The organism is Burkholderia sp. NFPP32 (assembly GCF_900119325.1).
GTDB classification, from domain to species: Bacteria; Pseudomonadota; Gammaproteobacteria; order Burkholderiales; family Burkholderiaceae; genus Burkholderia; species Burkholderia pyrrocinia_C.
Map to the genome: position 1 here is coordinate 35,239 of NZ_FPJP01000023.1, position 25,645 is coordinate 60,883.

22 protein-coding genes are annotated in these 25,645 nt (G+C 68.4%); 7 read left to right on the forward strand and 15 right to left on the reverse strand.

Annotated elements, in window-relative coordinates; translation table 11 throughout:
* Nucleotides 1-53: 53 nt before the first annotated feature.
* Nucleotides 54-773 carry an N-acetylmuramate alpha-1-phosphate uridylyltransferase MurU gene (murU, locus tag BT264_RS30095; RefSeq protein WP_072443479.1) on the reverse strand — a complete coding sequence of 240 codons (720 nt, stop codon included), beginning with the start codon at nt 771-773 and terminating at the stop codon, nt 54-56.
* A gap of 31 nt (nt 774-804) precedes the next feature.
* Nucleotides 805-1,854 carry an aminoglycoside phosphotransferase family protein gene (locus tag BT264_RS30100; RefSeq protein WP_072443478.1) on the reverse strand — a complete coding sequence of 350 codons (1,050 nt, stop codon included), beginning with the start codon at nt 1,852-1,854 and terminating at the stop codon, nt 805-807.
* Between the two features lie 222 nt (nt 1,855-2,076).
* Between BT264_RS30100 and BT264_RS30105 the strand changes: the two genes are divergently transcribed.
* From BT264_RS30105 to gloA, 5 genes are all read left to right on the forward strand, one after another.
* Nucleotides 2,077-4,437, forward strand: a complete 2,361-nt coding sequence (locus BT264_RS30105; protein WP_072443477.1) for an LPS-assembly protein LptD — start codon at nt 2,077-2,079, stop codon at nt 4,435-4,437.
* A gap of 51 nt (nt 4,438-4,488) precedes the next feature.
* Complete coding sequence (locus tag BT264_RS30110; RefSeq protein WP_072443476.1) at nt 4,489-5,847, forward strand: peptidylprolyl isomerase; 1,359 nt, start codon at nt 4,489-4,491, stop codon at nt 5,845-5,847.
* Nucleotides 5,848-5,858: 11 nt separating this feature from the next.
* Entirely contained in the window at nt 5,859-6,845 is a 987-nt protein-coding gene (gene pdxA / locus BT264_RS30115; protein WP_072443475.1) for a 4-hydroxythreonine-4-phosphate dehydrogenase PdxA, read from the forward strand.
* Between the two features lie 49 nt (nt 6,846-6,894).
* On the forward strand, nt 6,895-7,722 hold the full coding sequence (gene rsmA, locus BT264_RS30120) for a 16S rRNA (adenine(1518)-N(6)/adenine(1519)-N(6))-dimethyltransferase RsmA (protein WP_072443474.1): 828 nt from the start codon (nt 6,895-6,897) through the stop codon (nt 7,720-7,722).
* A gap of 148 nt (nt 7,723-7,870) precedes the next feature.
* Nucleotides 7,871-8,260, forward strand: coding sequence for a lactoylglutathione lyase (gene gloA, locus BT264_RS30125; protein ID WP_072443473.1), 390 nt, complete (start codon nt 7,871-7,873; stop codon nt 8,258-8,260).
* 108 nt (nt 8,261-8,368) lie between these two features.
* On the opposite strand, the gene BT264_RS30130 is transcribed toward gloA, so the two are convergent.
* From BT264_RS30130 to glyQ, 5 genes are read right to left on the reverse strand one after another with little or no spacing between them, the layout of a single operon-like run.
* Nucleotides 8,369-9,256 (reverse strand): M48 family metallopeptidase, encoded by an 888-nt coding sequence (locus BT264_RS30130; protein ID WP_072443472.1) that lies wholly within the window; start codon nt 9,254-9,256, stop codon nt 8,369-8,371.
* Nucleotides 9,257-9,302: 46 nt separating this feature from the next.
* Nucleotides 9,303-10,067, reverse strand: a complete 765-nt coding sequence (locus BT264_RS30135) for a lysophospholipid acyltransferase family protein (RefSeq protein ID WP_072443470.1) — start codon at nt 10,065-10,067, stop codon at nt 9,303-9,305.
* Nucleotides 10,068-10,110: 43 nt separating this feature from the next.
* Nucleotides 10,111-10,674 (reverse strand): D-glycero-beta-D-manno-heptose 1,7-bisphosphate 7-phosphatase, encoded by a 564-nt coding sequence (gene gmhB, locus BT264_RS30140; protein ID WP_034178978.1) that lies wholly within the window; start codon nt 10,672-10,674, stop codon nt 10,111-10,113.
* A 10-nt stretch (nt 10,675-10,684) separates the two neighbouring features.
* Nucleotides 10,685-12,784: a glycine--tRNA ligase subunit beta gene (gene glyS, locus BT264_RS30145; RefSeq protein ID WP_072443468.1), complete on the reverse strand. Its 2,100-nt coding sequence runs from the start codon at nt 12,782-12,784 to the stop codon at nt 10,685-10,687.
* Between the two features lie 22 nt (nt 12,785-12,806).
* A complete protein-coding gene (gene glyQ, locus BT264_RS30150) occupies nt 12,807-13,811 on the reverse strand; it encodes a glycine--tRNA ligase subunit alpha (protein WP_072443466.1) in 1,005 nt (334 codons plus the stop codon).
* 321 nt (nt 13,812-14,132) lie between these two features.
* Between glyQ and BT264_RS30155 the strand changes: the two genes are divergently transcribed.
* Nucleotides 14,133-15,788 carry a hypothetical protein gene (locus tag BT264_RS30155; RefSeq protein ID WP_072443465.1) on the forward strand — a complete coding sequence of 552 codons (1,656 nt, stop codon included), beginning with the start codon at nt 14,133-14,135 and terminating at the stop codon, nt 15,786-15,788.
* Between the two features lie 78 nt (nt 15,789-15,866).
* On the opposite strand, the gene lnt is transcribed toward BT264_RS30155, so the two are convergent.
* The 8 genes from lnt to BT264_RS30190 all read right to left on the reverse strand — a co-directional run bounded on the left by lnt (nt 15,867) and on the right by BT264_RS30190 (nt 24,182).
* A complete protein-coding gene (gene lnt, locus BT264_RS30160) occupies nt 15,867-17,558 on the reverse strand; it encodes an apolipoprotein N-acyltransferase (protein ID WP_072443464.1) in 1,692 nt (563 codons plus the stop codon).
* A 52-nt stretch (nt 17,559-17,610) separates the two neighbouring features.
* A complete protein-coding gene (locus BT264_RS30165) occupies nt 17,611-18,498 on the reverse strand; it encodes an HlyC/CorC family transporter (protein WP_072443463.1) in 888 nt (295 codons plus the stop codon).
* A gap of 306 nt (nt 18,499-18,804) precedes the next feature.
* The gene (locus BT264_RS39375; protein ID WP_177318422.1) at nt 18,805-18,954 is read right to left on the reverse strand and encodes a hypothetical protein; all 150 of its coding nucleotides are present in this window, start codon (nt 18,952-18,954) and stop codon (nt 18,805-18,807) included.
* 70 nt (nt 18,955-19,024) lie between these two features.
* The gene (locus BT264_RS30170; RefSeq protein WP_072443462.1) at nt 19,025-19,657 is read right to left on the reverse strand and encodes a gamma-glutamylcyclotransferase; all 633 of its coding nucleotides are present in this window, start codon (nt 19,655-19,657) and stop codon (nt 19,025-19,027) included.
* Between the two features lie 12 nt (nt 19,658-19,669).
* Nucleotides 19,670-20,446: an rRNA maturation RNase YbeY gene (ybeY, locus tag BT264_RS30175; protein WP_072443461.1), complete on the reverse strand. Its 777-nt coding sequence runs from the start codon at nt 20,444-20,446 to the stop codon at nt 19,670-19,672.
* 142 nt (nt 20,447-20,588) lie between these two features.
* Nucleotides 20,589-21,632 carry a PhoH family protein gene (locus BT264_RS30180; protein ID WP_034178971.1) on the reverse strand — a complete coding sequence of 348 codons (1,044 nt, stop codon included), beginning with the start codon at nt 21,630-21,632 and terminating at the stop codon, nt 20,589-20,591.
* 29 nt (nt 21,633-21,661) lie between these two features.
* The gene (gene miaB / locus BT264_RS30185) at nt 21,662-23,035 is read right to left on the reverse strand and encodes a tRNA (N6-isopentenyl adenosine(37)-C2)-methylthiotransferase MiaB (protein ID WP_034178970.1); all 1,374 of its coding nucleotides are present in this window, start codon (nt 23,033-23,035) and stop codon (nt 21,662-21,664) included.
* Nucleotides 23,036-23,249: 214 nt separating this feature from the next.
* Nucleotides 23,250-24,182, reverse strand: coding sequence for a LysR family transcriptional regulator (locus BT264_RS30190; RefSeq protein ID WP_072443460.1), 933 nt, complete (start codon nt 24,180-24,182; stop codon nt 23,250-23,252).
* A 146-nt stretch (nt 24,183-24,328) separates the two neighbouring features.
* Between BT264_RS30190 and BT264_RS30195 the strand changes: the two genes are divergently transcribed.
* Nucleotides 24,329-25,504, forward strand: a complete 1,176-nt coding sequence (locus BT264_RS30195; RefSeq protein ID WP_072443459.1) for an MFS transporter — start codon at nt 24,329-24,331, stop codon at nt 25,502-25,504.
* The last annotated feature ends 141 nt before the right edge of the window (nt 25,505-25,645 follow it).

Genomic DNA, 25,645 nt, shown 5'->3' on the forward strand with positions numbered 1-25,645 from the left:
GGCGCGCGGGCGGCGCAGCGGCACGACGCGGCGCCGTGCCGTCCGTCGTCCGGTCAGCCCGCGGCGCGCAGCCGCGCGTCGAGCTCGCCGAGCTGCGCGGGCGTGCCGACGTTCTCCCAGATGCCTTCGTAAAGTTCGCCGCTCGCACGGCCGGCTTCGATCGTCGCGCGGAAGTACGGCGTCAGTGCGCGTCGCGTGCCGGGCGCGAGATCGCGGAACATCCGCGTGTCGTACAGGCCGATGCTGCCGAACGTGACACGCTCGCCGCCGTCGAGCGACAGGCGCCCGTCGCCACCGAGCACGAAGTCTCCGGACGGATGGAAAGGCGGATTCGGCACCATCACGAGATGCATCGCGGGCGCGTCGAGTGCCGACATGCGCGCGGCGGGGGCGGCGAGCTTCCTGTAATCGAACTTGGCGAACACGTCGCCGGCCACCGCGACGAACACCGTCGACCGCCCGTCGTGTTCCAGCAGCGGCAGCGCCTGAGCGATGCCGCCGGCGGTCTCCAGCGCTTCGCCCTCGGCCGAATACGCGAGCCGTACGCCCCAGCGCGAACCGTCGCCGAGCGCGGCCTCGATCCGTTCGCCGAGCCACGCATGGTTGATCACGATCGTCTCGATGCCCGCGCGTGCGAGCGCTTCGATCTGCCAGACGATCAGCGGCTTGCCGCCCGCTTCGAGCAGCGGCTTCGGGCGGGTGTCGGTCAGCGGGCGCATCCGTTCGCCGCGCCCGGCGGCGAAGATCATCGCCGTGGTCAGGGTGTCGCTCATGTTCGGCTGGGTATCAGGGCAGTCGGGACGGTCAGAACGTGTAACCCACGTCGGCCGGCGCGTTGCCCTCGAGTTCGTCGAGCAGCTTCGCGAACGGCACGAGCGGGCGGTAGCGCAGCGCGACCTTGCGCGCATACGCGAGGAAGCGCGGCAGGTCGTTCAGGTAGTGCGGCTTGCCGTCGCGGTAATTGATGCGCGCGAACAGGCCGAGGATCTTGATATGGCGCTGCAGCCCCATCCATTCGAGCTGGCGGTAGAACTCGCCGAAATCCGGATCGACCGGCAGGCCGGCCTTTTTCGCCTTTTCCCAGTAATACGCGAAGCAGTCGAGCTCGAACTCCTCGTCCCAGCTGATGAACGCGTCGCGCAGCAACGACACGACGTCGTACGTCAGCGGCCCGTGGACGGCGTCCTGGAAGTCGAGCACGCCCGGATTCGGCTCGCAGACCATCAGGTTGCGCGGCATGAAGTCGCGCAGCATGAAACCCTGCGGCTGCGCTTGCGCGCTGGCGACCAGCAGCGCGAAGGTGCGCTCGAGCGTGCCGCGCATCGCGTCGGTGACGGGCTTGCCGAGGTGGCGGCCGACGAACCATTCGGGCAGCAGCTCCATTTCGCGGCGCAGGAACGCTTCGTCGAACGGCGGCAGCACGTCGGGCTTCGACGTGAGCTGGAAGCGGATCAGCGCGTCGAGCGCATCGCGCATCAGCGGCCGCGCGGCGGCCGGGTCGGCTGGATCGAGCACCGAGATGTACGAGGTGCGGCCGAGGTCCGTCACGAGCATGAAGCCCGCGTCGAAATCGTGGGCCAGGATGTCCGGAACGTGATCGCCGGCCGCGGCGAGCAATTGCGCGACCTGGACGAACTCGCGGCACTTCTCGGGCGGCGGCGCGTCGACGGCGATCAGCGTGCCGCCGGCGCTCGTGGCCGACGAGACACGGAAATAACGGCGGAAACTGGCGTCCGACGACGCAGGCGCGAGGGTCGACAGGTCAAGGGCGTAGCGCCCGGCGAGCGGGTGCAGCCACGCGGTGAGCGCGTCGAGGCGGGCGTCGGGCTGGGATGCGGCGGATGGGGGCGTCATGAAACTCGCGGGAGGGGGGAACGTCTTGCCATATAATACCCCACGACTTTTTTGACGCGCCCCGCGTCAGCTTCCGCCGTACAGGCCCACTGCCTGTCGCGCCGTCCGCACGATCGCCTCCCCGGTTTGCGCTCAGCCGCAGTCGCGGTTCGACGGTGCGGCCCGCCGTGCGCGAATGTGCGCGAAGGCGCGGTTGACAAGGGGCGATTCGCCAAACGATAGATGCCGCCCAAACCGCTATTCCCGAATGTTTTCCCCGGTGACGGGGCGCCGCGCAAACGGCGGCTCGCGCTCGCGCTCCTGGCCGTGCCGGGCCTCGTGCCGGCCGTGTCGTACGCGCAGCTGTCGGGCGCGGCTGCGCAGCCGCAGCCGCTCGACTCGCCGTGGGATCTGCGTCTCGCACCCCAGCTCGAGGATCATCCGCTGAAGGACGGCGCGAAGCCGGCCGCCTTCGTGATCGCCGACCACACGAGCGGCACGGCCGAGCAGGATCTGGCCGCGAAGGGCTCGGCCGAACTGCGGCGCGGTGACGCCGTCGTGAAGGCCGACGCGATCCATTACGATCAGGATACCGACATGGCCGATGCGTACGGCCAGGTCAAGGTGGTCAATGGCGGCACGTCGTTCGCGGGGCCCGAGGCGCATCTGAAGATCGAGGCGAACCAGGGCTTCATGACGGCGCCGAAGTACCACTTCAACGTGACGGGCGGGTCGGGCAGCGCGGAGCGCGTCGACATGGTCGACAACGAGCGCTCGGTGTTCGTCAACGGCACGTACACGGCGTGCCAGTGCTCGACGAACCCCGCGTGGTACATCAAGGGCAGCCGCTTCGACTTCGATACGGGCGCCGACGAAGGCACCGCGCGCAACGGCGTGCTGTTCTTCCAGGGCGTGCCGATCTTCGCGAGCCCGTGGCTGACGTTCCCGCTGTCGGGCGAGCGGCGCAGCGGCCTGTTGCCGCCGACGTTCTCGATGAACTCGAACAACGGCTTCGAGCTGTCGCTGCCGTACTACTTCAACATCGCGCCGAACCGCGACCTGACGCTTACGCCGCGCATCATCTCGCGGCGCGGCGTGATGGCCGAAGCGACGTTCCGCTACCTGTCGCCGTCGTATTCGGGCACGCTTACGGCCAATTACCTGCCGGATGACCGGCTCGCACACCGCAACCGCTACGCGATCTACTGGCAGCACCAGCAGAACTTCGGCGGCGGCTTCGGCGGCTACGTCTACTACAACAAGGTCTCCGACAACACCTATCCCGAAGATCTCGGTTCGACGAACCAGTTCATCAACGGGACGCAGACGCTGTACCAGCAGGAAGCCGGTCTCACGTACAACAACGGCCCGTGGTCGGTGCTTGCGCGTTACCAGCACTGGCAGACGCTGCCGCCGTCGATCGCGCCGTACAGCCGCGAGCCGCAGTTGAACGTGAAGTATACGAAGTACAACGTCGGCGGCTTCGACTTCGGCGCGGAAGCCGACTATTCGCGGTTCCGCATCACGACGGCCGATGCGACCGAAGGCGACCGGATCGTCTTCAACCCGTACATCGCATACGGCGTATACGGCCCAGGCTACTTCGTCGTGCCGAAGGTCCAGTACCACTTCGCGTCGTACGACCTGAGCCACCTGTCGTCGGGCACGCCGAACAATCCGAAGCGCTTCACCGAGTCGATCCCGACCGTGACCTTCGACTCGGGCCTGATCTTCGACCGCTCGGTGCGCCTGTTCGGGCAGGACTTCATCCAGACCCTCGAGCCGCGCCTGTACTACGTGTACACGCCGTATCGCGATCAGTCGAACGCGCCGCTGTTCGACACCGCGGAATCGGACTTCGGCCTCGCGGAGATCTACCAGCCGAACACGTTCGTCGGCAACGACCGGATCGCCGATGCGAACCGGATCACGGCCGGCCTCACGTCGCGTTTCATCGATCCGCGCACCGGCGACGAGCGTGCGCGCTTCGTGATCGCGCAGCAGTACTACTTCGCCGATCAGCGCGTCACGCTGAATTCCGGGCAGACCGCGGTGCAGGCGCGCCACTCGGACCTGATCGTCGGCGCCGCGCTGAAGCTCGGCTCGGGCTTCATGTCGGAGACGGCGTTCCAGTACAACCAGAACAACAACCAGCTCGTGAAGTCGAGCATCGGCTTCGGCTACAGCCCGGGCGAGCGCCGCGTGATCAACGTCGGCTACCGCTATACGCGCTCGAACACGACGCTCGACAACCAGCCGATCAACCAGTTCCTGGTGTCCGCGCAGTGGCCGCTCACGCGCCGCCTGTATGCGATCGGCCGCTTCAACTACGATCTCGCCGGCGATCGCGTGGTCGACGGTCTGCTCGGCTTACAATACGACGCGGATTGCTGGGCGCTCGGGGTCGGCGTGCAGCGGGCTGCGAACGGCATAAATTCGTCGGGACAGCAGAACTCGTCGACGCGCTTCATGATGCAACTGACGCTCAAGGGCTTGTCGACGGTCGACAACGGCCTCGTGTCCGCATTCCGCGCCGGGGTGCCGGGCTACACGCCGCTGCCGCCGCCGCCGCCGCCGATGTCCCGTTTCAGCAATTACGAGTAACGCCGGCTTGTCTGCACCGGTCAGCACGATTTCAATGGAGTATCAGTGGCAATGAAGAAAACCCTTCGTTTCGCGGCAGTCGTGTCCAGCCTCGCCGCGTCCGCCGCGCTGCTCGCCGCCGCGCCGGCCGCGGCGCAGGCGCTCGGTTCGCGCGGTGCGCAGCTCGCCGACGAAGTCGTCGCGGTCGTCAACAACGACGTGATCACGGGCCGCGAACTCGACCAGCGCGTCGGCCTGATCGCGCGCCGGCTGCAGCAGCAGAACGCGCCGGTGCCGCCGGCCGACCAGTTGCGTGCGCAGGTGCTGAACCAGATGGTGCTCGAGCGGATCCAGGTGCAGAAGGCCAAGGACGACGGGATCCGCATCGACGACGCGACCGTGCAGTCGACGCTGCAGCGTCTCGCGCAAGCGAACGGGATGACGCTCGAACAGTACCGCGCGCGTCTGGAGTCGCAAGGCGTGCCCTGGAGCATCTTCACGAGCGATGCGCGTACCGAGCTGATGCTGTCGAAACTGCGCGAGCGCGAGGTCGACGGCAAGATCACCGTGTCGGATGCCGAGGTCGCGAACTACATCGCGAGCCAGCGCGGGCCGAACGCGGCACAGCAGCAGGACCTGCGCTTCCAGCACATCTTCATCAAGGCGCCGACCAACGCGCCGCAGGCCGACATCGAAGCCGCGCAGAAGAAGGCCGACGCGCTGCTGCAGCAAGCGAAGTCGGGCGCCGATTTCGAGCGGCTCGCGAAGAACAACTCCGAAGCGAACGACGCGAAGAAGGGCGGCGACCTCGGCTTCAAGGCGCCGAGCGCGCTGCCGGCCGAAGTCGTCGATGCCGCGTCGAAGCTGCGCCCGGGCCAGGTCAACCCGACGCTGATCCGCGTGCCGGACGGCTTCGAGATCGTGCGTCTCGTCGACCGCCGCCAGAGCCAGGGCGCAACCGCTGCGGCACCGAAGATCGTCCAGACGCACGTGCGCCACATCCTGCTGCGCGTGGGCGAAGGCAAGTCGGAAGGGCAGGCGCGCCAGCAACTGGCCGACATCCGCAACCAGGTCGAGGCGGGCGGCGATTTCGCGAAGTTCGCACGCACCTACTCGCAGGACGGTTCGGCGTCGCAGGGCGGCGATCTCGGCTGGATCAGCCCGGGCGAAACCGTGCCGGAATTCGAGCGTGCGATGAACAACCTGCAGGACGGCCAGATCAGCCAGCCGATTCGTACCGAGTACGGCTACCATCTGATCCAGGTGCTGAGCCGCCGCGAGGCGGAAGGCTCGGTGCAGCAGCAGATGGACATCGCGCGTCAGGCGATCGGCCAGCGCAAGGCCGAGCAGGCATATGCCGACTGGCTGCGCGAGCTGCGCGACTCGTCGTACGTGCAGTACAAGATCGGCGGCGCCGGCCCGGCGAACTGAACGAGCCTCCGATGACCACGCCCGCGCTGCAGATCGCGATCACGACCGGCGAACCCGCGGGCGTCGGCCCCGAGCTGACCGTGCAGGCGCTGCGAGATGCCGCGCAGCGCTGGCCCGACGCGCATTTCACCGTGCTCGGCGATGCGGCGCTGCTCGACGCACGCGCGGCGGCGGTCGGCGCGAACCCGGCAACGCTCGCCGGCGGGCAGGTGTCGGTCGCGCATCACGCGCTCGCCGCGCCCGTGCAGGCGGGCAAGCTGGACGCGGCGAACGGCCGGTACGTGCTCGACCTGCTCGACGCGGCGATCGACGGTGCGCTGGCAGGCCGGTACGACGCGATCGTTACCGCGCCGCTGCAGAAGAGCACGATCAACGATGCGGGCGTGCCGTTCACCGGCCATACCGAATACCTGGCCGAGCGCACGCATACGCCGCGTGTCGTGATGATGCTGGCGGGCACCGGCGCCAGGCCGCTGCGCGTCGCGCTCGCGACCACGCACCTGCCGCTGAAGGACGTGTCGGCCGCGCTGACGATCGACGGGCTCGTCGAGACGCTCGCGATCATCGATCGCGACCTGCGGCGCGACTTCGGTCTCGCCGCGCCGCGCATCCTCGTGACGGGCCTGAACCCGCACGCGGGCGAGAACGGTTATCTCGGCCGCGAAGAGATCGACGTGATCTCGCCGGCGCTGGCCCGCGCGAACGCGCAGGGTATCGACGCGCGCGGCCCGTATCCGGCCGACACGCTGTTCCAGCCGCGCCATCTGGCCGATGCCGATTGCGTGCTCGCGATGTTCCATGACCAGGGGTTGCCCGTGCTGAAGTACGCGACGTTCGGCGAGGGCATCAACGTGACGCTCGGGCTGCCGATCATCCGCACGTCGGTCGATCACGGCACCGCGCTCGATCTGGCCGGCACGGGCCGCGCGGATCCGGGCAGCATGGTCGCCGCGCTCGATACGGCCGTCACGATGGCGCGCCATCGCCGCGCCGCCTGACGCGGCCCGACCTCACCCCATTCGTCGTATTTTTCGTTTTACTGAGTCGATGTCGAACAGCAGACAGCACCAAGGCCACTTCGCGCGCAAGCGCTTCGGGCAGAACTTCCTCGTCGATCACGGCGTGATCGATTCGATCGTGTCGACGATCGGTCCCGCGCGCGGCCAACGCATGGTCGAGATCGGCCCCGGGCTCGGCGCGCTGACCGGGCCGCTGATCGAGCGTCTCGCGACGCCCGAGTCGCCGCTGCACGCGGTCGAGCTCGACCGCGACCTGATCGGGCGCCTGCAACAGCGCTTCGGCGCGCTGCTCGAACTGCACGCGGGCGACGCGCTCGCGTTCGACTTCGGTTCGCTCGCGGCGCCCGGCGACAAGCCGTCGCTGCGGATCGTCGGCAACCTGCCATACAACATTTCCAGCCCGCTGCTGTTTCACCTGATGACGTTCGCCGACGTGGTCATCGACCAGCATTTCATGCTGCAGAACGAAGTCGTCGAGCGGATGGTCGCGGAGCCGGGTACGAAGGCGTTTTCGCGGCTGTCGGTGATGCTGCAATACCGCTACGTGATGGAAAAGATGCTCGACGTGCCGCCGGAATCGTTCCAGCCGCCGCCGAAGGTCGATTCGGCGATCGTCCGGATGATTCCGTACGAGCCGCATGAACTGCCGGACGTCGATCCGGTGCTGCTCGGCGAAATCGTCACCGCCGCGTTCTCGCAGCGCCGCAAGATGCTGCGCAATACGCTCGGCGACTATCGCGAGACGATCGATTTCGATGCGCTCGGCTTCGATCTGGCGCGCCGTGCGGAGGACGTGAGCGTGGCCGAATACGTCGGCGTCGCTCAGGCGCTCGCGGCGGTGCGCAAGGCCGGATAACGCGCATGGCGCGGGCCGGGCCAACGAATGTCGCGACGAGGCTGCCCCGCGGGGCAGCTTTTTTATTGCGCTCGTGCCTTTCTTCGCATGTCCGGCTGCCGTCTGGTAGAGTTTCCGGTTCTGGAAAGTCCCCACAGGAGTACACAACATGCGTTTGCTGCATACGATGCTGCGAGTCGGCGATCTCGACCGCTCGATCAAGTTCTACACCGAATTGCTCGGCATGAAGCTGCTACGTCGCGAGGATTATCCGGAAGGCAAGTTCACGCTCGCGTTCGTCGGCTACGAAGACGAAAGCTCGGGCACCGTGATCGAGCTGACCCACAACTGGGACACGCCGTCCTACGATCTCGGCAACGGCTTCGGCCACCTGGCGGTGGCGGTGGAGGATGCCTACGCGGCGTGCGAGAAGATCAAGGCGCAAGGCGGCAAGGTCACGCGCGAAGCGGGGCCGATGAAGCACGGCACGACCGTGATCGCCTTCGTCGAGGATCCGGACGGCTACAAGATCGAGTTCATCCAGAAGAAGGCGCACTGAGCGCCGGATGAACGGGCCGCGGCGCGCGATGCGCGCGGCGGCGGGGCGAACGGGCGGTGCGGGGTGACCCGCATCGCCCGTTTGCGTTTGCAAACAAGACGTTGCGCGTTACAGCGACGGCAGCAGCTCGGGCGGGTGATGCTTGAGCGTGTGCCGCGCTTCGCGGAACTCGGGGAAGATCGATTCGACGGTCTGCCAGAAGGCCGGGCTGTGGTTCATCTCGCGCAGGTGCGACAGTTCGTGCGCGACCACGTAGTCGACGATCGACATCGGGAAATGGATCAGCCGCCAGTTCAGGCGGATCTTGCCGTCGCTCGAGCAGCTGCCCCAGCGCGTCGCGGCCGACGACAGCGCGTACATCGAATACGTGACGCCGAGCTTTTCCGCATAGATCGCGAGGCGTTCGCCGAAGATCCGCTTCGCCTCGCCCTGCAGCCAGCCCTGCACACGATCCTTGATCTGCTGCATGTCGGCCTGCACGGGCAGCGGCAACGAGAGCCGCAGCGCATCGGCGTCGAACCCGACGGCGCCCGCGCCGAGCGCGATCGTCACCGTCTTGCCGAGATACGGAAGCTGCGCGCCGTCGCGCCAGTCGATCTGCGGCAGCGCGCGCTGCTCGGTGCGCGTCTTCCACTCCGCGAGCTTCGCGAAGATCCAGCGTTGTTTCTCGGAGATCGCGGCTTCGATATCGGCGAGCGTGACCCAGCGCGGCGCGGTGATCGACAACCCGCTGCCGTCGATCGTAAAGCCGATCGTGCGGCGCGCCGAGCGCTTCAGGCGGTATTCGAGCACGCGGCTGTCGAGTGCGAACGTGCGCACGCGCGAGCGGTCGGGCGTCGGGCCCGGATCGAGCGGTGCGACGGGCGCTGCCTCAGGCGGCGCCGGCGGCGTGGCAGGCGCCGACGGTGCGGCGGCCGGCCCGTCGAAGAGCGGCAGATCCATCTGGCGATGATCGAGAGCCACGACGGCTGGCCGTGGCCGCGGACGCTGTTTCATCAGTTCGCTTCTTTTTGACGTACGCAACGGCTGCAATCCGCGGGATTCAGACTCGCGCGGCATCGCGCGTGCCGGCATTGCCCGCCTGACGATACGCATCGGGATCGATACGGCGCATTTCCGCTTCGATCCATGCTTCGACCTGCGAGTTCAATGCATCGGGCGTCAGCCCGTCGACGGGAATCGGCTTGCCGATCGACACGGTAACGACGCCCGGGAATTTCATGAACGAGTTGCGCGGCCACACCCGTCCTGCATTGTGCGCGATCGGCACGACGGGCGTGCCGGTTTCGATCGCGAACCGTGCGCCGCCCGTTTTGTACTTGCCCTGCTTGCCGACCGGCGTGCGCGTGCCTTCGGGGAACATGATCATCCATGCGCCTTCCGACAGGCGCTTCTTGCCCTGGCGGATCACCGAGACGAACGCGTTCTTGCCTTCCTTGCGGTTGATGTTGACCATGTGCAGCATCCCGAGCGCCCAGCCGAAGAACGGCACGTAAAGCAGCTCGCGCTTGAACACGTAGCAGAGCGGCTTCGGCATCAGCGCCGGAAACGCGAGCGTCTCCCACGCGGACTGGTGCTTCGACAGCAGCACGGCCGGGCCGTCGGGCAGGTTGTCCATCCCTTCGATCCGGTAGCGGATGCCGTTCAGCCAGCGCACGACCCACAGCGTCGACTTGCACCAGCCGGCCGCCATCCAGTAGCGCGCATCGGGGCGCATGAACGGGAACGCGATGAAGCACGCGGTGGCGTACGGCACCGTGTACAGGATGAAGTAGATCAGCAGCAGCAGGGAGCGGACGAAGCGCATCGGCGTGAGTCTGGCGTTGGGGAGGATGCGCGCGGCAGCCGCATCACTCGTGTTCGTGTGAAAGGAAATCGAGCGCAAATGCGCGCAGGTCGTCGTGGACCTTCGTGCCGGGCGGCAGATTGCCGGCGGCGAGCGTTTTCTTGCCCTTGCCGGTCAGCACGAGGTGCGGCTGGAAGCCGACCGCGACACCGGCCTGCAGGTCGCGCAGCGAATCGCCGACGGCCGGCGTGTGACCGGGATCGATCTCGAAGCGCTCGGCGATCATCTGCATCATGCCGGGCTTCGGTTTGCGGCAGTCGCAGTGATCCTCGGCCGTATGCGGGCAGAAGAACACCGCGTCGATGCGTGCGCCGACCGCGGCCGCCGCGCGATGCATCTTCAGGTGCATCTCGTTGAGCGCGGCCATGTCGAACAGCCCGCGACCGATGCCGGACTGGTTGGTCGCGACGACCACGCGATAGCCCGCGTGGTTGAGCCGGGCTATCGCCTCGAGGCTGCCGGGCAGCGCGATCCATTCGTCGGGCGTCTTGATGAACGCATCCGAATCGACGTTGATCACGCCGTCCCGGTCGAGGACGACGAGCTTTCGGGTGGGGCTGGTCGGCATCGTGCGGCCCTTATGCGGCGAGCTTCGAGATGTCGGCGACGCAGTTCATCTGCTGGTGCAGCGCCGACAGCAGCGCGAGACGGTTCGCTCGCAGCGCGGGATCTTCCGCGTTGACCATCACGTCGTTGAAGAACGTGTCGACCGGCGCGCGCAGCGCGGCGAGCGCCGACAGCGCGCCCGTGTATGCACGCGCCTCGAGCTGCGACTGCACGTGCGGCGTCACGGCCGCGAGCTGTTCGTGCAGCGCCTTCTCGGCGGCTTCGACGAGCAGCGCCGGCTGCACCGCGCCGTTCACGCCGCCTTCCGACTTCTTCAGGATGTTCGAGATCCGCTTGTTCGCGGCCGCGAGCGCTTCGGCTTCCACGAGAAGCGTGAATTCGCGCACCGCGTCGAGGCGTGCGACGAGATCGTCGACGCGCGTCGGGTTCAGGCTCAGTACCGCGTCGACTTCGCCGGCCGAATAGCCGCGCTCGCGCAGCAGGCCGCGCAGGCGATCCATGAAGAACGCGAAGATCGCATCGGTCGCTTCGGCGACGCCCGGCACGCCTTCGAAGCGCGCGTGGGCCGTGCGCAGCAGCGACACGAGATCGAGCGGCAACTGCTTCTCGAGCAGCAGGCGCAGCACGCCGAGCGCATGGCGGCGCAGCGCGAACGGATCCTTCTCGCCGGTCGGCGCGAGGCCGATGCCCCAGATGCCGACGATCGTCTCGAGCTTGTCGGCGAGCGCGACGGCGGTCGATACGGGCGTGGTCGGCAGTGCGTCGCCGGAGAAGCGCGGCTGGTAGTGCTCGGCGCACGCGAGCGCGACGTCGTCGGCTTCGCCGTCGTGGCGCGCGTAGTACGTGCCCATCGTGCCCTGCAGTTCCGGGAATTCGCCGACCATGTCGGTCAGCAGGTCGGCCTTCGCGAGGCGCGCCGCGCGCTTCGCGTGCGCGGCGTCGGCGCCGATCGCGGGCGCGATCTCGCCGGCCAGCGCCTCGAGGCGCTCGACGCGCGCGAGCGCCGAACCGAGCTTGTTGTGATAGACGACGTTCGCGAGCAGCGGCACGCGCTCGGCGAGCGGCTTCTTCTTGTCCTGCTCGAAGAAGAACTTCGCATCGGCGAGGCGCGGGCGCACGACGCGCTCGTTGCCTTCGATGATCTCGTCCGGCGTCTTCGTTTCGATGTTCGACACGATCAGGAAGCGCGAGCGCAGCTTGCCGCCGACGTCGGTCAGCGCGAAATACTTCTGGTTCGTCTGCATCGTGAGGATCAGGCATTCCTGCGGCACCTGCAGGAACTCGTCCTCGAAGCGGCACGGATAGACGACCGGCCATTCGACCAGCGACGTCACTTCGTCGAGCAGCGCTTCGGGCATCACGACCGTGTCGCCGTTCGCGTGCTCGTTCAGTTGCGTGCGGATCGTTTCGCGGCGATCGGCGAAGTGCGCGATCACGCGGCCCTTGTCGCGCAGCGTGTCGGCGTAGGCGCGCGCATGCTGGATCGCGACGAGGCCGTCGGACAGGAAGCGGTGGCCGAGCGTGGTGTCGCCGGCGTCGATGCCGAACGCGGTGACGGGCACGATGCGATCGTCGTGCAGCACCGTCAGGCGATGCACGGGGCGCACGAACTGCACGTCGGAGCCGTCCGGGCGTTGATACGTCATCACCTTCGGGATCGGCAGCTTCGCGAGCGTTTCGTCGAGCGCGGCCTGCAGGCCGTCGGCGAGCGTCGCGCCGGCTGCCGAATAGTTGATGAAGAACGCCTCGGCCTTGCCGTCCTGCGCGCGCTCGAGATCGGCGATCGACAGGTTCGGGTGGCCGAGCGCCGCGAGCTTCTTCGCGAGCGGGGCCGTCGGCTTGCCTTCGGCGTCGAGCGCGACCGATACGGGCAGGACCTTTTCGCGGACCTGCTTGTCAGGTGCGACGGCGCGCACGTTCTGCACGACGACGGCGAGGCGGCGCGGCGTGGCGTAGCGTTCGAACACGAGTTCGCCTTCGACGAGGTCGCGCGCCGCGAGGCGTTGCGCGAGACCTTCGGCGAATGCGTCGCCGAGGCGCGCGAGGGCCTTCGGCGGCAGCTCTTCGGTCAGCAGTTCGACGAGCAGGGGAGCGGGATGATTGTGCGTCATGTTTGGAAGAAATCTCGTCTCGTCAGTCTTGGTCGATCTTGCGTTCGACCTTGAGCGGCGGTGCCCATGCCGGCTGCGCGGCGTCCTGGGCGTCGGTGGTGAGGCCCGGCACGCCCGGCGGGTTGCCGAGCATCGGGAAGCCGAGCTTCTCGCGCGAGTCGTAATAAGCCTGCGCGACGAGACGCGACAGCGCGCGGATGCGGCCGATGTACGCCGCGCGCTCGGTCACCGAGATCGCACCGCGCGCATCGAGCAGATTGAACGTGTGGCCGGCCTTCAGCACGAGCTCGTACGCGGGCAGCGCGAGCTGCGCGTCGATCATCCGCTTCGCTTCCGCCTCGTAGTTGTTGAAGAACGTGAACAGCAGGTCGACGTTCGCGTGCTCGAAGTTGTAGGTCGACTGCTCGACCTCGTTCTGGTGGTAGACGTCGCCATACGACAGGCGGCGCAGCTCGGGGCCGTTCGGCCCATGCTCCTCCCACTCGGTCCACACGAGGTCGTACACGTTCTCGACCTTCTGCAGGTACATCGCGAGACGCTCGAGGCCGTACGTGATCTCGCCGAGCACGGGCTTGCAGTCGAGGCCGCCGACCTGCTGGAAATACGTGAACTGCGTGACTTCCATCCCGTTCAGCCACACTTCCCAGCCGAGCCCCCATGCGCCGAGCGTCGGGTTTTCCCAGTCGTCCTCGACGAAGCGCACGTCGTTCTGCTTCAGGTCGAAGCCGAGCGCTTCGAGCGAGCCGAGGTACAGGTCGAGGATGTTTTCCGGCGCCGGCTTGAGCACGACCTGGTACTGGTAGTAGTGCTGCAGGCGGTTCGGGTTCTCGCCGTAGCGGCCGTCCTTCGGGCGGCGCGACGGCTGCACGTATGCGGCGCGCCACGGCTCGGGGCCGACCGCGCGCAGAAACGTGTGGACGTGCGACGTGCCCGCGCCGACTTCCATGTCGATGGGCTGGAGCAGGGCGCAACCCTGCTTGTCCCAGTAGGACTGCAGCGTCAGGATGATTTGCTGAAACGTAAGCATGAAGAGCCTTCGAGGCGCTGGCGCTCCGTTGCGGGCCGCGCTCCGGGCAGGGCCCCGAGGGTCGGCTCGCGCGGCGGCGCGGCTTGTTAGTGTGCTGAAACGCGTAATTTTACCGGATCGGCGACCGGATGCGGCCGGAACGCTGGCGAGGCCGCTGCCGGCCCGCTTCCCGCGGCCTGCGCAAGCGTGGCCCGTGCGCTCCGCGCGGCCGCATACGGTGCGTCGCGCCGCGCGTGTCGCGCCGCTTCGCGCGGGCGTTAAGATGCGCGTATTGCGGCTCGCGCGACGCGTGCCGCGTCACCGCTTGCAGGCTCCGATCGCATGGACGACCCGACCGACATCCTCATTCCGCTGCTTCCGCCGTTCCTCGCGCTGCTCCGGCACGCCGCCGATGCGCGGGCGCGCGGCGAGCGCGCCGCGCACGATCTGTGGCTCGCCGCAGCCGCCCATCTGCACGCGGTCGACGCCGATGCGCTCGCGCAGCTCACATCGACGCTCGTCGCGCGGCAGCGCCCGGCCGACGCGCTCGCGCTCGCCGAATGCGCGGCGCGCGTGCGGCCGGGCGCGGCCGCGCACTTCAATCATGGCTATACGCTGCAGATCGCCGGCCGTCACGCGGACGCGGTCGCGCCGTACCGTGCGGCGCTGGCGGCCGATGCCGGCTGGCCGTCGCTGCGCAACAACCTCGCGATCGCGCTGCGGCTGTCGGGCGGCGACCGCGCGGAGGAGATCGCGCTGCTCGACGCGGCCGTGAACGCCGATCCGCGCGACGTGCAGGCGTGGATCAACCTCGTCGTCGCGAGGATCGCGACGCACGACCTCGACGGCGCGCTCGCGTGCGCCGCGCGGCTCGCCGACCTCGCGCCCGATAACGCGCTCGCGATGAACAACGTCGCGATGGCGATGAAGGAGGCGCAGCGCTGGGGCGACGCCGAGCGTTACGCGGCGCGTGCGTGCGAGCTGGCGCCCGACGACGCGTCGTTCCGTTTCAACCTCGCGATCATCCAGCTCGTGCGCGGCAACCACGCGGCCGGCTGGCGCGGCCACGAGGCGCGCTGGGACGGCGCGGGCGAACTGCGCGGCCGCCGGCCGGCGCTGCCGGGCCCGCGCTGGCAGGGCGAGCCGCTCGCGGGCAAGACGCTGCTCGTATGGGGCGAGCAGGGGCTCGGCGACGTGCTGCAGTTCTGCCGCTTCGTCACGCCGCTCGCCGAGCGCGTGCATCGCGAGGGCGGCCGGCTCGCGTGGAATACGTTCCCGCAGGTGGGCACGCTGATGCAGCGCAGCCTGGGCGCGCAGGCGGACGCGTTCGGCGCGGGCGGCGGCGTCGACGCGCTGCCCGCATTCGATTACGAAGTGCCGCTGATCGGCCTGCCGCTGATGCTGGGCATGGAAGCGTCGACGCTCGCGTCGTCGGTGCCGTACCTGCGGGCTGATCCCGATGCGCGCGATGCGTGGCGCGCGCGGCTCGCGGGCGAGCGCCGGCTGAAGGTCGGGCTCGTGTGGACGGGGAGTGCGGGCCACCAGCGCAATCCGTTCCGGCGCGTCGGGCTCGAGCGTTATGCCGACGCGTTCCGCGGGATCGACGGCGTCGCGTTTTATTCGCTGCAGCCGGGCGCGGATGCGGATGTCGCGGCGGCGCGTGCAGCCGGCTTCGTGATCGCGGACTTCACGGCGGAACTGAAGAGCTTCGACGATACGGCCGCGTTCATCGGTGCGCTGGATCTCGTGATCACCGTGTGCACGTCGGTTGCGCACCTGTCGGGCGCGCTCGGTGCGCGCACCTGGGTGCTGCTCGACGTGAATCCGCACTGGCCATGGCTGCTCGAGCGCAAGGACAGCCCGTGGTATCCGACCGCGACGCTGTACCGGCAGCGGACGTTCGGCGCGTGGGAACCGGTGATGGAGGAGGTGAGCCGCGATCTGCGGAGCCTGGCCGCGCAGCCGGCTCAATCGGACCGATCGGCCCGGCAGGCCTGAGCGGCCGACCGCGTTGCGGTCGCGGGCCGCGTCGCGCGGCGGCGGCCTCCACGCAGCGCGCGGCGGCCGCCTGTCGCGTCATGCGTGCCGGTCGTCGTCGCGCTTCGGGCCGTTGCGCCGGCGCAGCCCCGGCCCGAACGTGAAGCCGAACGCGAGCAGCACGAACGATACCGCCAGCACGATGTTGTTGCCGCTCGTCACGTACGGCGTGAAGCCGCTCGTGCCTTCGATCCGCACGTCGAGCGAGCCGATCGTGAACGGCTTCAACTGGCCGAGCACGCGACCGTGCGCGTCGATCGCGGCCGTCATCCCGGTATTGGTCGAGCGCAGCATCGGCCGGCCCGTTTCGAGCGAGCGCATCCGCGCGATCTGCAGGTGCTGGTCGAGCGCGATCGTGTCGCCGAACCATGCGAGGTTCGTCACGTTGACGAGCACGCCGGGCGGTTGCGGATTGTCGCGGATCGTTGCGGCGATTTCCTCGCCGAACAAGTCCTCGTAGCAGATGTCGGCCATCACGGGCTGGTTGTGCACGAGGAACGGTTTCTGCACCGGCGCGCCGCGCGCGAAATCGCCGAGCGGCATCTTCATCAGGTCGACGAACCACCGGAAGCCCCACGGAATGAATTCGCCGAAGGGCACGAGGTGGTGCTTGTCGTAGTGATAGATGTCGCGCGAGTTCGGCGTCACGCCGTACAGGCTGTTCGTATAGTCGACGTAGCGGCCGTCCTCGGTCACCGACGCGCCGACCGCGCCGAACAGCACGGCCGAACCGGTCGTGTCGCTGAACTTGCGGATCGCGACGGCGAACGGCTCGGGCAGTTCCTGGATCATCACCGCGATCGCGGTCTCGGGCGTGACGATCAGGTCTGCCGGCTTCTCGACGATCATCTGCTGGTACATCTTGATCGCCGCGTCGATGCCTTCCTGCTCGAACTTGATGTCCTGCTTCACGTTGCCCTGCAGCAGCCGCACGGTGAGCGGCGCGTTCGCGGGCACGGTCCACGTGACCTGCGACAGCCCGAGGCCGGCCGCGACGAGCGCGACGGCGACGCCGGCCGGCGCGGCGATGCGCACGCGCGCGTTGCCGCCGGCGCCGCTTTCACGCGCGGGCGACGGGCGCGCGGCGGCGAGCGCCTGCACGACCAGCGCGGCGAACAGCGCGAGCACCCACGCGATCCCGTAAACGCCGACGATCGGCGCGAAGCCCGCGAACGGGCCGTCGACCTGCGGGTAGCCGCTCGCGAGCCACGGAAAACCGGTGAGCAGCGTGCCGCGCAGCCATTCGCCGAAGGCCCACGCGCTCGCGAACGCGAACGCGCCGTGCCAGGTCGGCGAGAACGGCCGCGGGTCGGGCGCGCGGCGATGCCACGCATGGCCCGCGCAGAACGACCACAGCCCGGCCGAGAACGCCGGGTACAGCGACAGGTACAGCGAGAACAGCACGAGCGCACCGCCCGCGAGCGGCGCGGCCATCTCGCCGTATACGTGCATGCTGATGTAGAGCCACCAGACGCCGCTGATGAAGTTGCCGAAGCCGAACGCGCCGCCCGTGAGCGCGGCGCCGCGCCAGCTCGACGTGCGCGTCAGTTGCGCGAAAAACCAGACAAATACGGCGAGCTGCAGCCAGCCGCCGTGCGGCGTCGGTGCGAAGCTGAGCGTATTGGCCGCGCCGGCGAGCAGCGCGGCCGGGTAGTGCCAGCGCGGCAGCGCGCGGCCGGGTGCCGGCGCGAGAAGGCCGCCAGCCGGGCGGGACGGGATCGGATCGTCCATGTGAAGCGGAAGTGGGCGAGCGGTTGAAGGAGACGCGGCTGGCGCGGGACGGTCAGTCCTCGTGCGAGGTGTCGGCGCGACGGCTGGCGAGTGGGTTGCGGCGTACCAGCAGCACATGAACCTGGCGCGCATCGCCGCGCTGGATCTCGAACACGAGGTTGCCGAGCTGCAGCTTCTCGCCGCGGTGCGGCACGCGTCCGAAATGATGGGTGATCAGGCCGCCGATCGTATCGACTTCGTCGTCGGGGAAATCGGTGCCGAACGCCTCGTTGAACTGTTCGATCTCGGTAAGCGCGCGCACGCGGTAGCGGCCGTCCGGCCCCGCGATGATGTTGCCGGCTTCCTCGTCGAAGTCGTATTCGTCCTCGATGTCGCCGACGATCTGCTCGAGCACGTCCTCGATCGTGATCAGGCCCGCGACGCCGCCGTATTCGTCGACGACGATCGCGAGGTGGTTGCGGTTCACGCGGAAGTCGTGCAGCAGCACGTTCAGGCGCTTCGATTCGGGAATGAACACGGCCGGGCGCAGCATCCCGCGCACGTCGAACTCTTCTTCGGCGTAGAAGCGCAGCAGATCCTTCGCGAGCAGCACGCCGATCACGTTGTCGCGGTTCTCCTCGAACACGGGGTAGCGCGAGTGCGCCTTTTCGAGGACGAACGGGATGAAATCCTCGGGTTTGTCGGCGATGTTGATCGCGTCCATCTGCGCACGCGGCACCATGATGTCGCGCGCGCACAAGTCGGATACCTGGAACACGCCTTCGATCATCGACAGCGAATCGGCGTCGATCAGGTTGCGTTCGTGGGCGTCCTGGAGGATTTCCAGCAGCTCGCCGCGGGATTCGGGCTCGGGCGAGATGAAGTCGGTCAGGCGCTCGAGGAGCGAGCGCTTTTCTTGCGGTTTGTCGGTTGGCTTACGACTGGGATACGAATCGTTCATGGTGGTGCGCCCGGGTCGTGCCGGGGCGCGCTGTCACGGAGTAGGCAAGGATACACCAAGGGCACGACGCGACCGTGTCACCCCGGCCGACCGGCCAGGGTGCGCAGCCCGCGCGGGCCTGCTCGCGGACGGCCGCGCCGGGCGCGGCATCGTCCTCGTGTCCATCCTATCCCAGAAAAGGGCGGCGGCGCAGCAGCGGCAAAAAACGGATGCGGGAAGTGTGGGTGCGACGGGGAAAGGCGACCGGCCGGCCGGTCGGTACCGGGGGCGGCGTTCTGCAGTATGCGATCGCGCCCGGCGCGCGGCTCAGAATCGCATGCCGGTCGAGCAGCCGCCGGCGGCCGCGCCGTTGGTCGCGGCGCCGCCGCAGCCGATTATTCCGCAGCCGGACAGCGCGACACTCGCGGCGACGATCAGCGCGGCGACCTTGCAGCGCGACCAGTGTGACGATTTCATCGGCAGGAACCTCGTTCGAATGCGCAGGGAGCGCGGTTTCGCGCAGCGGCAAGCCGGGCGTCGCGTTGCGTCACCGGCATCGCGCGAGCAGCCCTTCCAGCGCGCGATCGGGGATGCCGCTCGCGCGCAGCGCGTCGACCGTGCGGCTCACGTAGTCGAGCGTCGTGCCGTAGCGGCCGGCCGCGCAGCCGAACACTTCCTTTACGACGGCGTCGGACAGCTTGCCCGTATAGGTCGGCGCGTCGCGGCGCATCACGAACGCGAGCGCGTTCACGCGCTCGCCGTTCTCGAGCGAGCACGGCAGCCACGCGGGCCGGTACGAACCCATCGGCATCTCGCGCTTCCACAGCGTCTCGAGGTGCGGCTGCGCGGTCGGGCCCGCGAGCCGGAACGCGATGCCCGAGCACGAGCCGCCGCGATCGAGCGCGAGCACGAGGCCCGGACGTTCGGGCGTGCCGCGGTTCACGCGCGACCACAGGTAGAGCCCGCGATGGTAGCCGTGCACCTTGCCGCGCACGGCGGCGACGGTCGGCAACCCCGGGTTCCAGATCAGCGAGCCATAACCGAATAGCCAAAGGTCCTGCCGGCCGTCCCAGTCGCGCATCGTGTGCGCGAGCGACGCCGCGAGCTCGTCTTCCGTCAGCAGCCGCCCGTCGCCGATCGACGGCGGGTAGGCGGGCGGGAGCATCGCGGCGTTGCGCATCGTGCGGCCGGCTTACTGGTACGGGTTCGGGAAGCCCAGCTTCGCGAGGATGTCGACTTCGAGCGCTTCCATTTCGGCTGCGTCCTCGTCGCTCGTCTCGTGGTCGTAGCCCTGCGCGTGCAGCGCGCCGTGCACCAGCAGGTGCGCGTAGTGGGCCGTGAGCGGCTTGCCCTGGTCGTGCGCTTCCTTCTCGACGACCGGGCAGCACAGCACGAGGTCGCCGATCACGGTGCCGTCGGGCGCCGCGTCGTACGCGAAGGTCAGCACGTTGGTCGGGTAGTCCTTGTGGCGGTAGCCGGCGTTCAGCGTGCGGCCTTCGTTTTCGCCGACGAAGCGCACGGTGAGCTGCGCGCTGGCGAACAGCGCCGGCTCGATCCATTCGGCGATCAGCTTGCGCTTGGGCAGCGTCTTGCGCACGTCGCTCGTGATTTCGTCGCCGTATTGCACGGACAGGTCGAGTTCCGGCTCGCGCGGCGCGCCTTCGATTTCGTCTTCGCGCGGCGCGGGTTCGGCGCCCACGTGCAGCGTCACGCTATCGTAGTGCTCGGGCTGCAGCGCCAGCTTCGCGCGCATCTCCGGATCGTTGTGCTGCGCGACGATCGCGACGGCCGCGTCCCCCGAGCTGCCCGACAGGTCGAACATCAGGCTGCGGCCGTCCGGGAAGTCGATTCGCAGCCCCAGTGCGTTGACGGTCCGGGCCTTGCCCTTCGCATCGAACAGCGAAAGACGGGGGGATTCGGGCGCGGCGGACTGGGTGCGGCCGGACTTGCGAGAACGGGAGGATTTCATGACACGTGGGGCGATTGGAACGCGTTGAGGATACACCAAACGGCCGATCGCACCCGAATTCGCGCGGGCGAAAAAAGGCCCGGCGCGCCGTCTGGCGGGCCGGGCCGGCAGGCCGGGGCAGCGCGCGGGCGCCGCCGGCCGGTCAGCCGTCCTGGTGCTGCGCGTGGAACTCGTCGTATGCCTCGACGATGCGCGCGACGAGCGGATGGCGCACGACGTCCGCGCTCGTGAAACGAGTGAGCGCGATGCCGCGCACGCCGCTCAGCACCTGCTGCGCCTCGACGAGGCCGCTCTTGTGGCCGCGCGGCAGGTCGACCTGGCTCGTGTCGCCGGTCACGACCGCCTTCGAGCCGAAGCCGATCCGCGTGAGGAACATCTTCATCTGCTCGGGCGTGGTGTTCTGCGCCTCGTCGAGGATGATGAACGCGTGGTTCAGCGTGCGGCCGCGCATGTACGCGAGCGGCGCGATCTCGATCATCTGGCGCTCGAACATCTTCGCGGTCTTGTCGAAGCCGAGCAGGTCGTACAGCGCGTCGTACAGCGGACGCAGGTACGGGTCGACCTTCTGCGCGAGATCGCCCGGCAGGAAGCCGAGCCGCTCGCCGGCCTCGACGGCCGGGCGCGTCAGCACGATCCGCTTGACCTGGTCGCGCTCGAGCGCGTCAACCGCGCACGCGACCGCAAGGTAGGTCTTGCCGGTGCCGGCCGGCCCGATGCCGAGCGTGACGTCGTGCGACAGGATCTGCTTCAGGTATTCGCGCTGCGCGGGCGTGCGGCCGCGCAGGTCGGCGCGCCGCGTGTAGAGCTTCGGCCCCTGCTCTTCGAGCGCCTCGTCGTCGAGCTGCACGACAGGCTCGTCGAACGGATGGTCGGGGTCGCCGCGAAAGCGCACGTCGAGTGTGTTCTCGCGGCCGTTGCCGGCGGTGTGGCGCACTTCGACCAGCGCGAGCTGGATGTCGTCGACCGACAGCGGATCGCGCGCGCGGTTGTAGAAGTTGTCGAGCGCCGCGAGCGCGAGCTTGGCGCCGCGCCCGCGGATCGTGATCCGGTGGCCGCGCCGCGCGAGCGTCACGTCGAGCGCCTGTTCGATCTGCCGCAGGTTTTCGTCGAGCGGGCCGCAGAGATTGGCGAGGCGCGCGTTGTCGTCGCGCGGCGCGATGAATTCCAGGGGGTGGGCGGGCTTCAAAGTGGCGTCGGGCTCCGGTGATGCGTCGGTCAGTGGGTGGCCGCGCTCGCGTCGTCGCTGACGAGCACGAGCTCGCCGCGCAGCGAATGCGGGTACGCATGGTTGATCTTCACGTCGATCATCTGGCCGATCAGGCGCGGGTGCGACGCGAGCGGCGCCGGGAAATTCACGACCCGGTTGTTCTCGGTACGGCCCGCGAGTTCGTTCGGGTCCTTGCGCGACGGGCCTTCGACGAGGATCCGCTCGACCTTCCCGACCATCGACTGGCTGATGCGCGCGACGTTCTCCTCGATGGTCGCCTGCAGATGTTGCAGGCGTTTGAGCTTCACTTCGCGCGGCGTGTCGTCGTGCAGGTTGGCGGCCGGCGTGCCGGGGCGCGGGCTGTAGATGAACGAGAAGCTCGTGTCGTAGCTCATGTCGTGCACGAGCGCCATCATCTTGTCGAAATCCTCCTCGGTCTCGCCGGGGAAGCCGACGATCATGTCGGTCGACAGCGACAGGTCGGGGCGGATCGCGCGCAGCTTGCGGATCACCGACTTGTACTCGAGCACCGTGTAGCCGCGCTTCATCGCCATCAGGATGCGGTCGGAACCGTGCTGCACGGGCAGGTGCAGGTGGCTCACGAGCTTCGGCACCTTCGCGTAGGTGTCGATCAGCCGCTGCGTGAATTCCTTCGGGTGCGACGTCGTGTAGCGGATCCGCTCGATGCCGGGGATGTCGGCGACGTATTCGATCAGCGTCGCGAAATCGGCGATCTCGGATGCGCCGGCCGTCAGCGCGCCGCGATACGCGTTCACGTTCTGGCCGAGCAGCGTGACTTCGCGTACGCCCTGGTCGGCGAGGCCGGCCACTTCGGTCAGCACGTCGTCAAGCGGGCGCGACACTTCGTCGCCGCGCGTGTACGGCACAACGCAGTAGCTGCAGTACTTCGAGCAGCCTTCCATGATCGACACGAACGCGCTCGGCCCCTCGACGCGCGCGGGCGGCAGGTGGTCGAACTTCTCGATCTCGGGGAACGTGATGTCGACCTGCGCGCGGCCGCTCGCGCGGCGCGCGTCGATCATCTGCGGCAGGCGGTGCAGCGTCTGCGGGCCGAACACGAGGTCGACGTACGGCGCGCGCGACACGATCGACGCGCCTTCCTGGCTCGCGACGCAGCCGCCGACGCCGATCAGCAGGCCGGGCTTCGCTTCCTTCAGCTCGCGCACGCGGCCGAGATCGGAGAACACCTTCTCCTGCGCCTTTTCACGCACCGAGCACGTGTTGAACAGGATGACGTCCGCGTCTTCGGGGTTGTCGGTCTTTTCGAGGCCTTCGGCCGCATTGAGCACGTCCACCATCTTGTCCGAGTCGTACTCGTTCATCTGGCAGCCGAAGGTCTTTACGTAAACTTTCTTGGTCATGGGGATTCGCCGTTCGCAGTGGTTGACCTGGGGGCGTCGTCAAGGGTGAATCGGGACGGCCGTGCGCTGCACGCAGGTTGCGCGCGTCGAGCATGAAAGGCCGTCGGGAAAGCTTTCCATTATAGCTTTTCGCGCTGCGCCGGACGGCCGGCGGGTTGCGGCCGCGCGACGTCGGTCGTCAGGTTCCGACCCTTGAGCGGTGGTGCGCCGGCCGTCAGCGGCATGCATTCAGCAGGTCGTCGAGCGCGGCTTCCTCGCGCGCGAAGCGTTCGGCGAGAAAGTCGAGCAGCACGCGCACGCGCGGCGCCATGTAGCGCTTGCTGTGATAGATCGCGTGCAGCGGCGCGTCCTGGTGCCGCCAGTCGGGCAGCAGCACGCGCAGCCGGCCCGCGCGGACGTCGTCGGCGATGTCCCACAGCGATTTCAACGCGATGCCGTGGCCGCGCAGCGTCCATTCGCGCGTGAGGCCGCCGTCGTTGGTCTCGAACGCGGTCGCGACCGGCACCGTGTGGATCTGCACCTCGTCGCCGCGCGTGAAGTGCCAGACGTTCATCGGCCCTGACGCGATCGTGATCACGTTGCACGGAAAGCGGGCCAGATCGCGCGGATCGGCCGGCACGCCGTGGCGCTCGACGAACGACGGCGCCGCGCACAGCACGCGCCGGTTCGTCGCGAGCCGGCGGGCGATCAGCGCGCCGTCGGGCGGCGCGGCGAAGCGGATCGCGAGGTCGATTTCGTCCTGCCACAGGTTCGACGACGAATCGGACGCCGTCAGCGAGAACGTGACGTCCGGATGGCGTGTCGTGAATTCGTCGAGCCAGTCGAGCAACTGGTTGCGGCCGAAATCGGACGTCGACGACAGCCGCACCTTGCCGCCGACGACGTTGCGGCCTTCCTGCAGCATCGCGTCCGCGTCGTCGAGCGCCTGCAGCGCCTGCCGGCAGCAGTTCAGGTACAGCCGGCCCTCGTCGGTGAGCCGCAACTGCCGCGTCGAGCGTTCGAAGAGCCGCGTCGCGGTCTTCGCCTCGAGCTTCGCGAGGCGCGCGCTCGCGGCGGCCGGCGTGAGGTTCAGCTTGCGCCCGGCCGCGGACAGGCTGCCCAGTTCCGCCGCCTCGACGAACAGCCGGATGTCGCCCAGTCGATCCATTCGATTTTCCAGAATTTTTTGAAAATGGTTCAAATGCCACGCCAATTATCAAATATAGGCGTATTCGGGACAATGCGCGCACATCCCGCTTCTTGTGCGGTGCGGCACCGACCGGGCGCCGCTTCCGCCGCCCTCCGGAGAACGTCATGCCCATTCCGTTACTGGCGCTCGCGATCAGCGCCTTCGCCATCGGCACCACCGAATTCATCATCATGGGCCTGCTGCCCGAAGTCGCGCACGATCTCGCCGTATCGCTGCCGTCGGCCGGCCTGCTCGTCACCGGATACGCGCTCGGCGTCGCGGTCGGCGCGCCGCTGCTCGCGGTGCTGACGAGCCGCATGCCGCGCAAGGCCGCGCTGCAGTTGTTGATGGCGATCTTCATCGTCGGCAACGTGCTGTGTGCCACCGCGTCCGGCTACGCGATGCTGATGGTCGCGCGCGTCGTCACGTCGTTCGCGCACGGGTCGTTCTTCGGGATCGGCGCGGTGGTCGCCGCGTCGCTCGTGCCGGCCGACAAGCGGGCGAGCGCGATCGCGCTGATGTTCACGGGGCTCACGCTGTCGAACGTGCTCGGCGTGCCGTTCGGCACGTTTGTCGGCCAGTTGCTCGGCTGGCGCGCGTCGTTCTGGATCGTGGCCGCGCTCGGCGTGCTGGCGCTCGGCGGCGTGGCCGCGCTCGTGCCGAACCGCCACGACAGCGGGCCCGTCGGCCTCGGCCACGAGGTGCGCGTGCTGAAGGAGCCGCAGGTGTGGCTCGCACTGCTGATGACCGTGCTCGGCTTCGGCGGCGTGTTCGTCGTGTTCACGTATATCGCGCCGATTCTCGAGACGGTGTCGGGCTACTCGCCGCGCTCGGTCGCGCTGATCCTCGTGCTGTTCGGCGCGGGGCTGACGATCGGCAATACGATCGGCGGCAAGCTCGCCGACCGCGCGCTGATGCCGTCGCTGATCGCGATCCTCATCGCGCTGATGGCGGTGATGGCCGTGTTCGCGAAGACGAGCCATCTGCCGGTCGCGGCCGCCGTCACCGTGTTCGTGTGGGGGATCGCCGCGTTCGCGACGGTGCCGCCGCTGCAGGCGCGCGTGGTCGAGAAGGCCGCGAGCGCGCCGCATCTCGCGTCGACGCTCAATATCGGCGCGTTCAACGTCGGCAATGCAGGCGGGGCGTGGCTCGGCGGCCTCGCGCTGGAACACGGCTTCGCGCTCGATACGCTGCCGTGGGTCGCCGTCGCGGTGACGTTCGCGGCGCTCGTCGTCACGTGGCTTGCAATGCGGCTCGACGCGCGGGCGCCGGCACGCGGCGCGGCGCCGGCGGCGCAATGAGCGGCGCGATAGCGGCGTGACGGCGACGCCATAGCGGCAGGAAAAGGTTCGCGAGAAACGCATTCCTCCGCGATGCTGATAACGGTGTGAAGATAACTTCGTTTGCCCGCGCAAGGCCGGGTGATAGCGTCTCGATACGCG

What these genes read in the sequence shown, in the direction of transcription:
- BT264_RS30195 (WP_072443459.1), top strand. Translation starts at nt 24,329, where the DNA reads ATGCCCATTCCGTTACTGGCGCTCGCGATCAGCGCCTTCGCCATCGGC.
- ybeY (WP_072443461.1), bottom strand. Translation starts at nt 20,446, where the DNA reads ATGAAATCCTCCCGTTCTCGCAAGTCCGGCCGCACCCAGTCCGCCGCG.
- gmhB (WP_034178978.1), bottom strand. Translation starts at nt 10,674, where the DNA reads ATGCCGACCAGCCCCACCCGAAAGCTCGTCGTCCTCGACCGGGACGGC.
- BT264_RS30105 (WP_072443477.1), top strand. Translation starts at nt 2,077, where the DNA reads ATGCCGCCCAAACCGCTATTCCCGAATGTTTTCCCCGGTGACGGGGCG.
- gloA (WP_072443473.1), top strand. Translation starts at nt 7,871, where the DNA reads ATGCGTTTGCTGCATACGATGCTGCGAGTCGGCGATCTCGACCGCTCG.
- murU (WP_072443479.1), bottom strand. Translation starts at nt 773, where the DNA reads ATGAGCGACACCCTGACCACGGCGATGATCTTCGCCGCCGGGCGCGGC.
- glyQ (WP_072443466.1), bottom strand. Translation starts at nt 13,811, where the DNA reads ATGCTTACGTTTCAGCAAATCATCCTGACGCTGCAGTCCTACTGGGAC.
- glyS (WP_072443468.1), bottom strand. Translation starts at nt 12,784, where the DNA reads ATGACGCACAATCATCCCGCTCCCCTGCTCGTCGAACTGCTGACCGAA.
- BT264_RS30155 (WP_072443465.1), top strand. Translation starts at nt 14,133, where the DNA reads ATGGACGACCCGACCGACATCCTCATTCCGCTGCTTCCGCCGTTCCTC.
- BT264_RS30110 (WP_072443476.1), top strand. Translation starts at nt 4,489, where the DNA reads ATGAAGAAAACCCTTCGTTTCGCGGCAGTCGTGTCCAGCCTCGCCGCG.
- miaB (WP_034178970.1), bottom strand. Translation starts at nt 23,035, where the DNA reads ATGACCAAGAAAGTTTACGTAAAGACCTTCGGCTGCCAGATGAACGAG.
- rsmA (WP_072443474.1), top strand. Translation starts at nt 6,895, where the DNA reads ATGTCGAACAGCAGACAGCACCAAGGCCACTTCGCGCGCAAGCGCTTC.
- BT264_RS30130 (WP_072443472.1), bottom strand. Translation starts at nt 9,256, where the DNA reads ATGAAACAGCGTCCGCGGCCACGGCCAGCCGTCGTGGCTCTCGATCAT.
- BT264_RS30135 (WP_072443470.1), bottom strand. Translation starts at nt 10,067, where the DNA reads ATGCGCTTCGTCCGCTCCCTGCTGCTGCTGATCTACTTCATCCTGTAC.
- BT264_RS30170 (WP_072443462.1), bottom strand. Translation starts at nt 19,657, where the DNA reads ATGCGCAACGCCGCGATGCTCCCGCCCGCCTACCCGCCGTCGATCGGC.
- BT264_RS39375 (WP_177318422.1), bottom strand. Translation starts at nt 18,954, where the DNA reads ATGAAATCGTCACACTGGTCGCGCTGCAAGGTCGCCGCGCTGATCGTC.
- BT264_RS30190 (WP_072443460.1), bottom strand. Translation starts at nt 24,182, where the DNA reads ATGGATCGACTGGGCGACATCCGGCTGTTCGTCGAGGCGGCGGAACTG.
- BT264_RS30165 (WP_072443463.1), bottom strand. Translation starts at nt 18,498, where the DNA reads ATGAACGATTCGTATCCCAGTCGTAAGCCAACCGACAAACCGCAAGAA.
- lnt (WP_072443464.1), bottom strand. Translation starts at nt 17,558, where the DNA reads ATGGACGATCCGATCCCGTCCCGCCCGGCTGGCGGCCTTCTCGCGCCG.
- BT264_RS30100 (WP_072443478.1), bottom strand. Translation starts at nt 1,854, where the DNA reads ATGACGCCCCCATCCGCCGCATCCCAGCCCGACGCCCGCCTCGACGCG.
- pdxA (WP_072443475.1), top strand. Translation starts at nt 5,859, where the DNA reads ATGACCACGCCCGCGCTGCAGATCGCGATCACGACCGGCGAACCCGCG.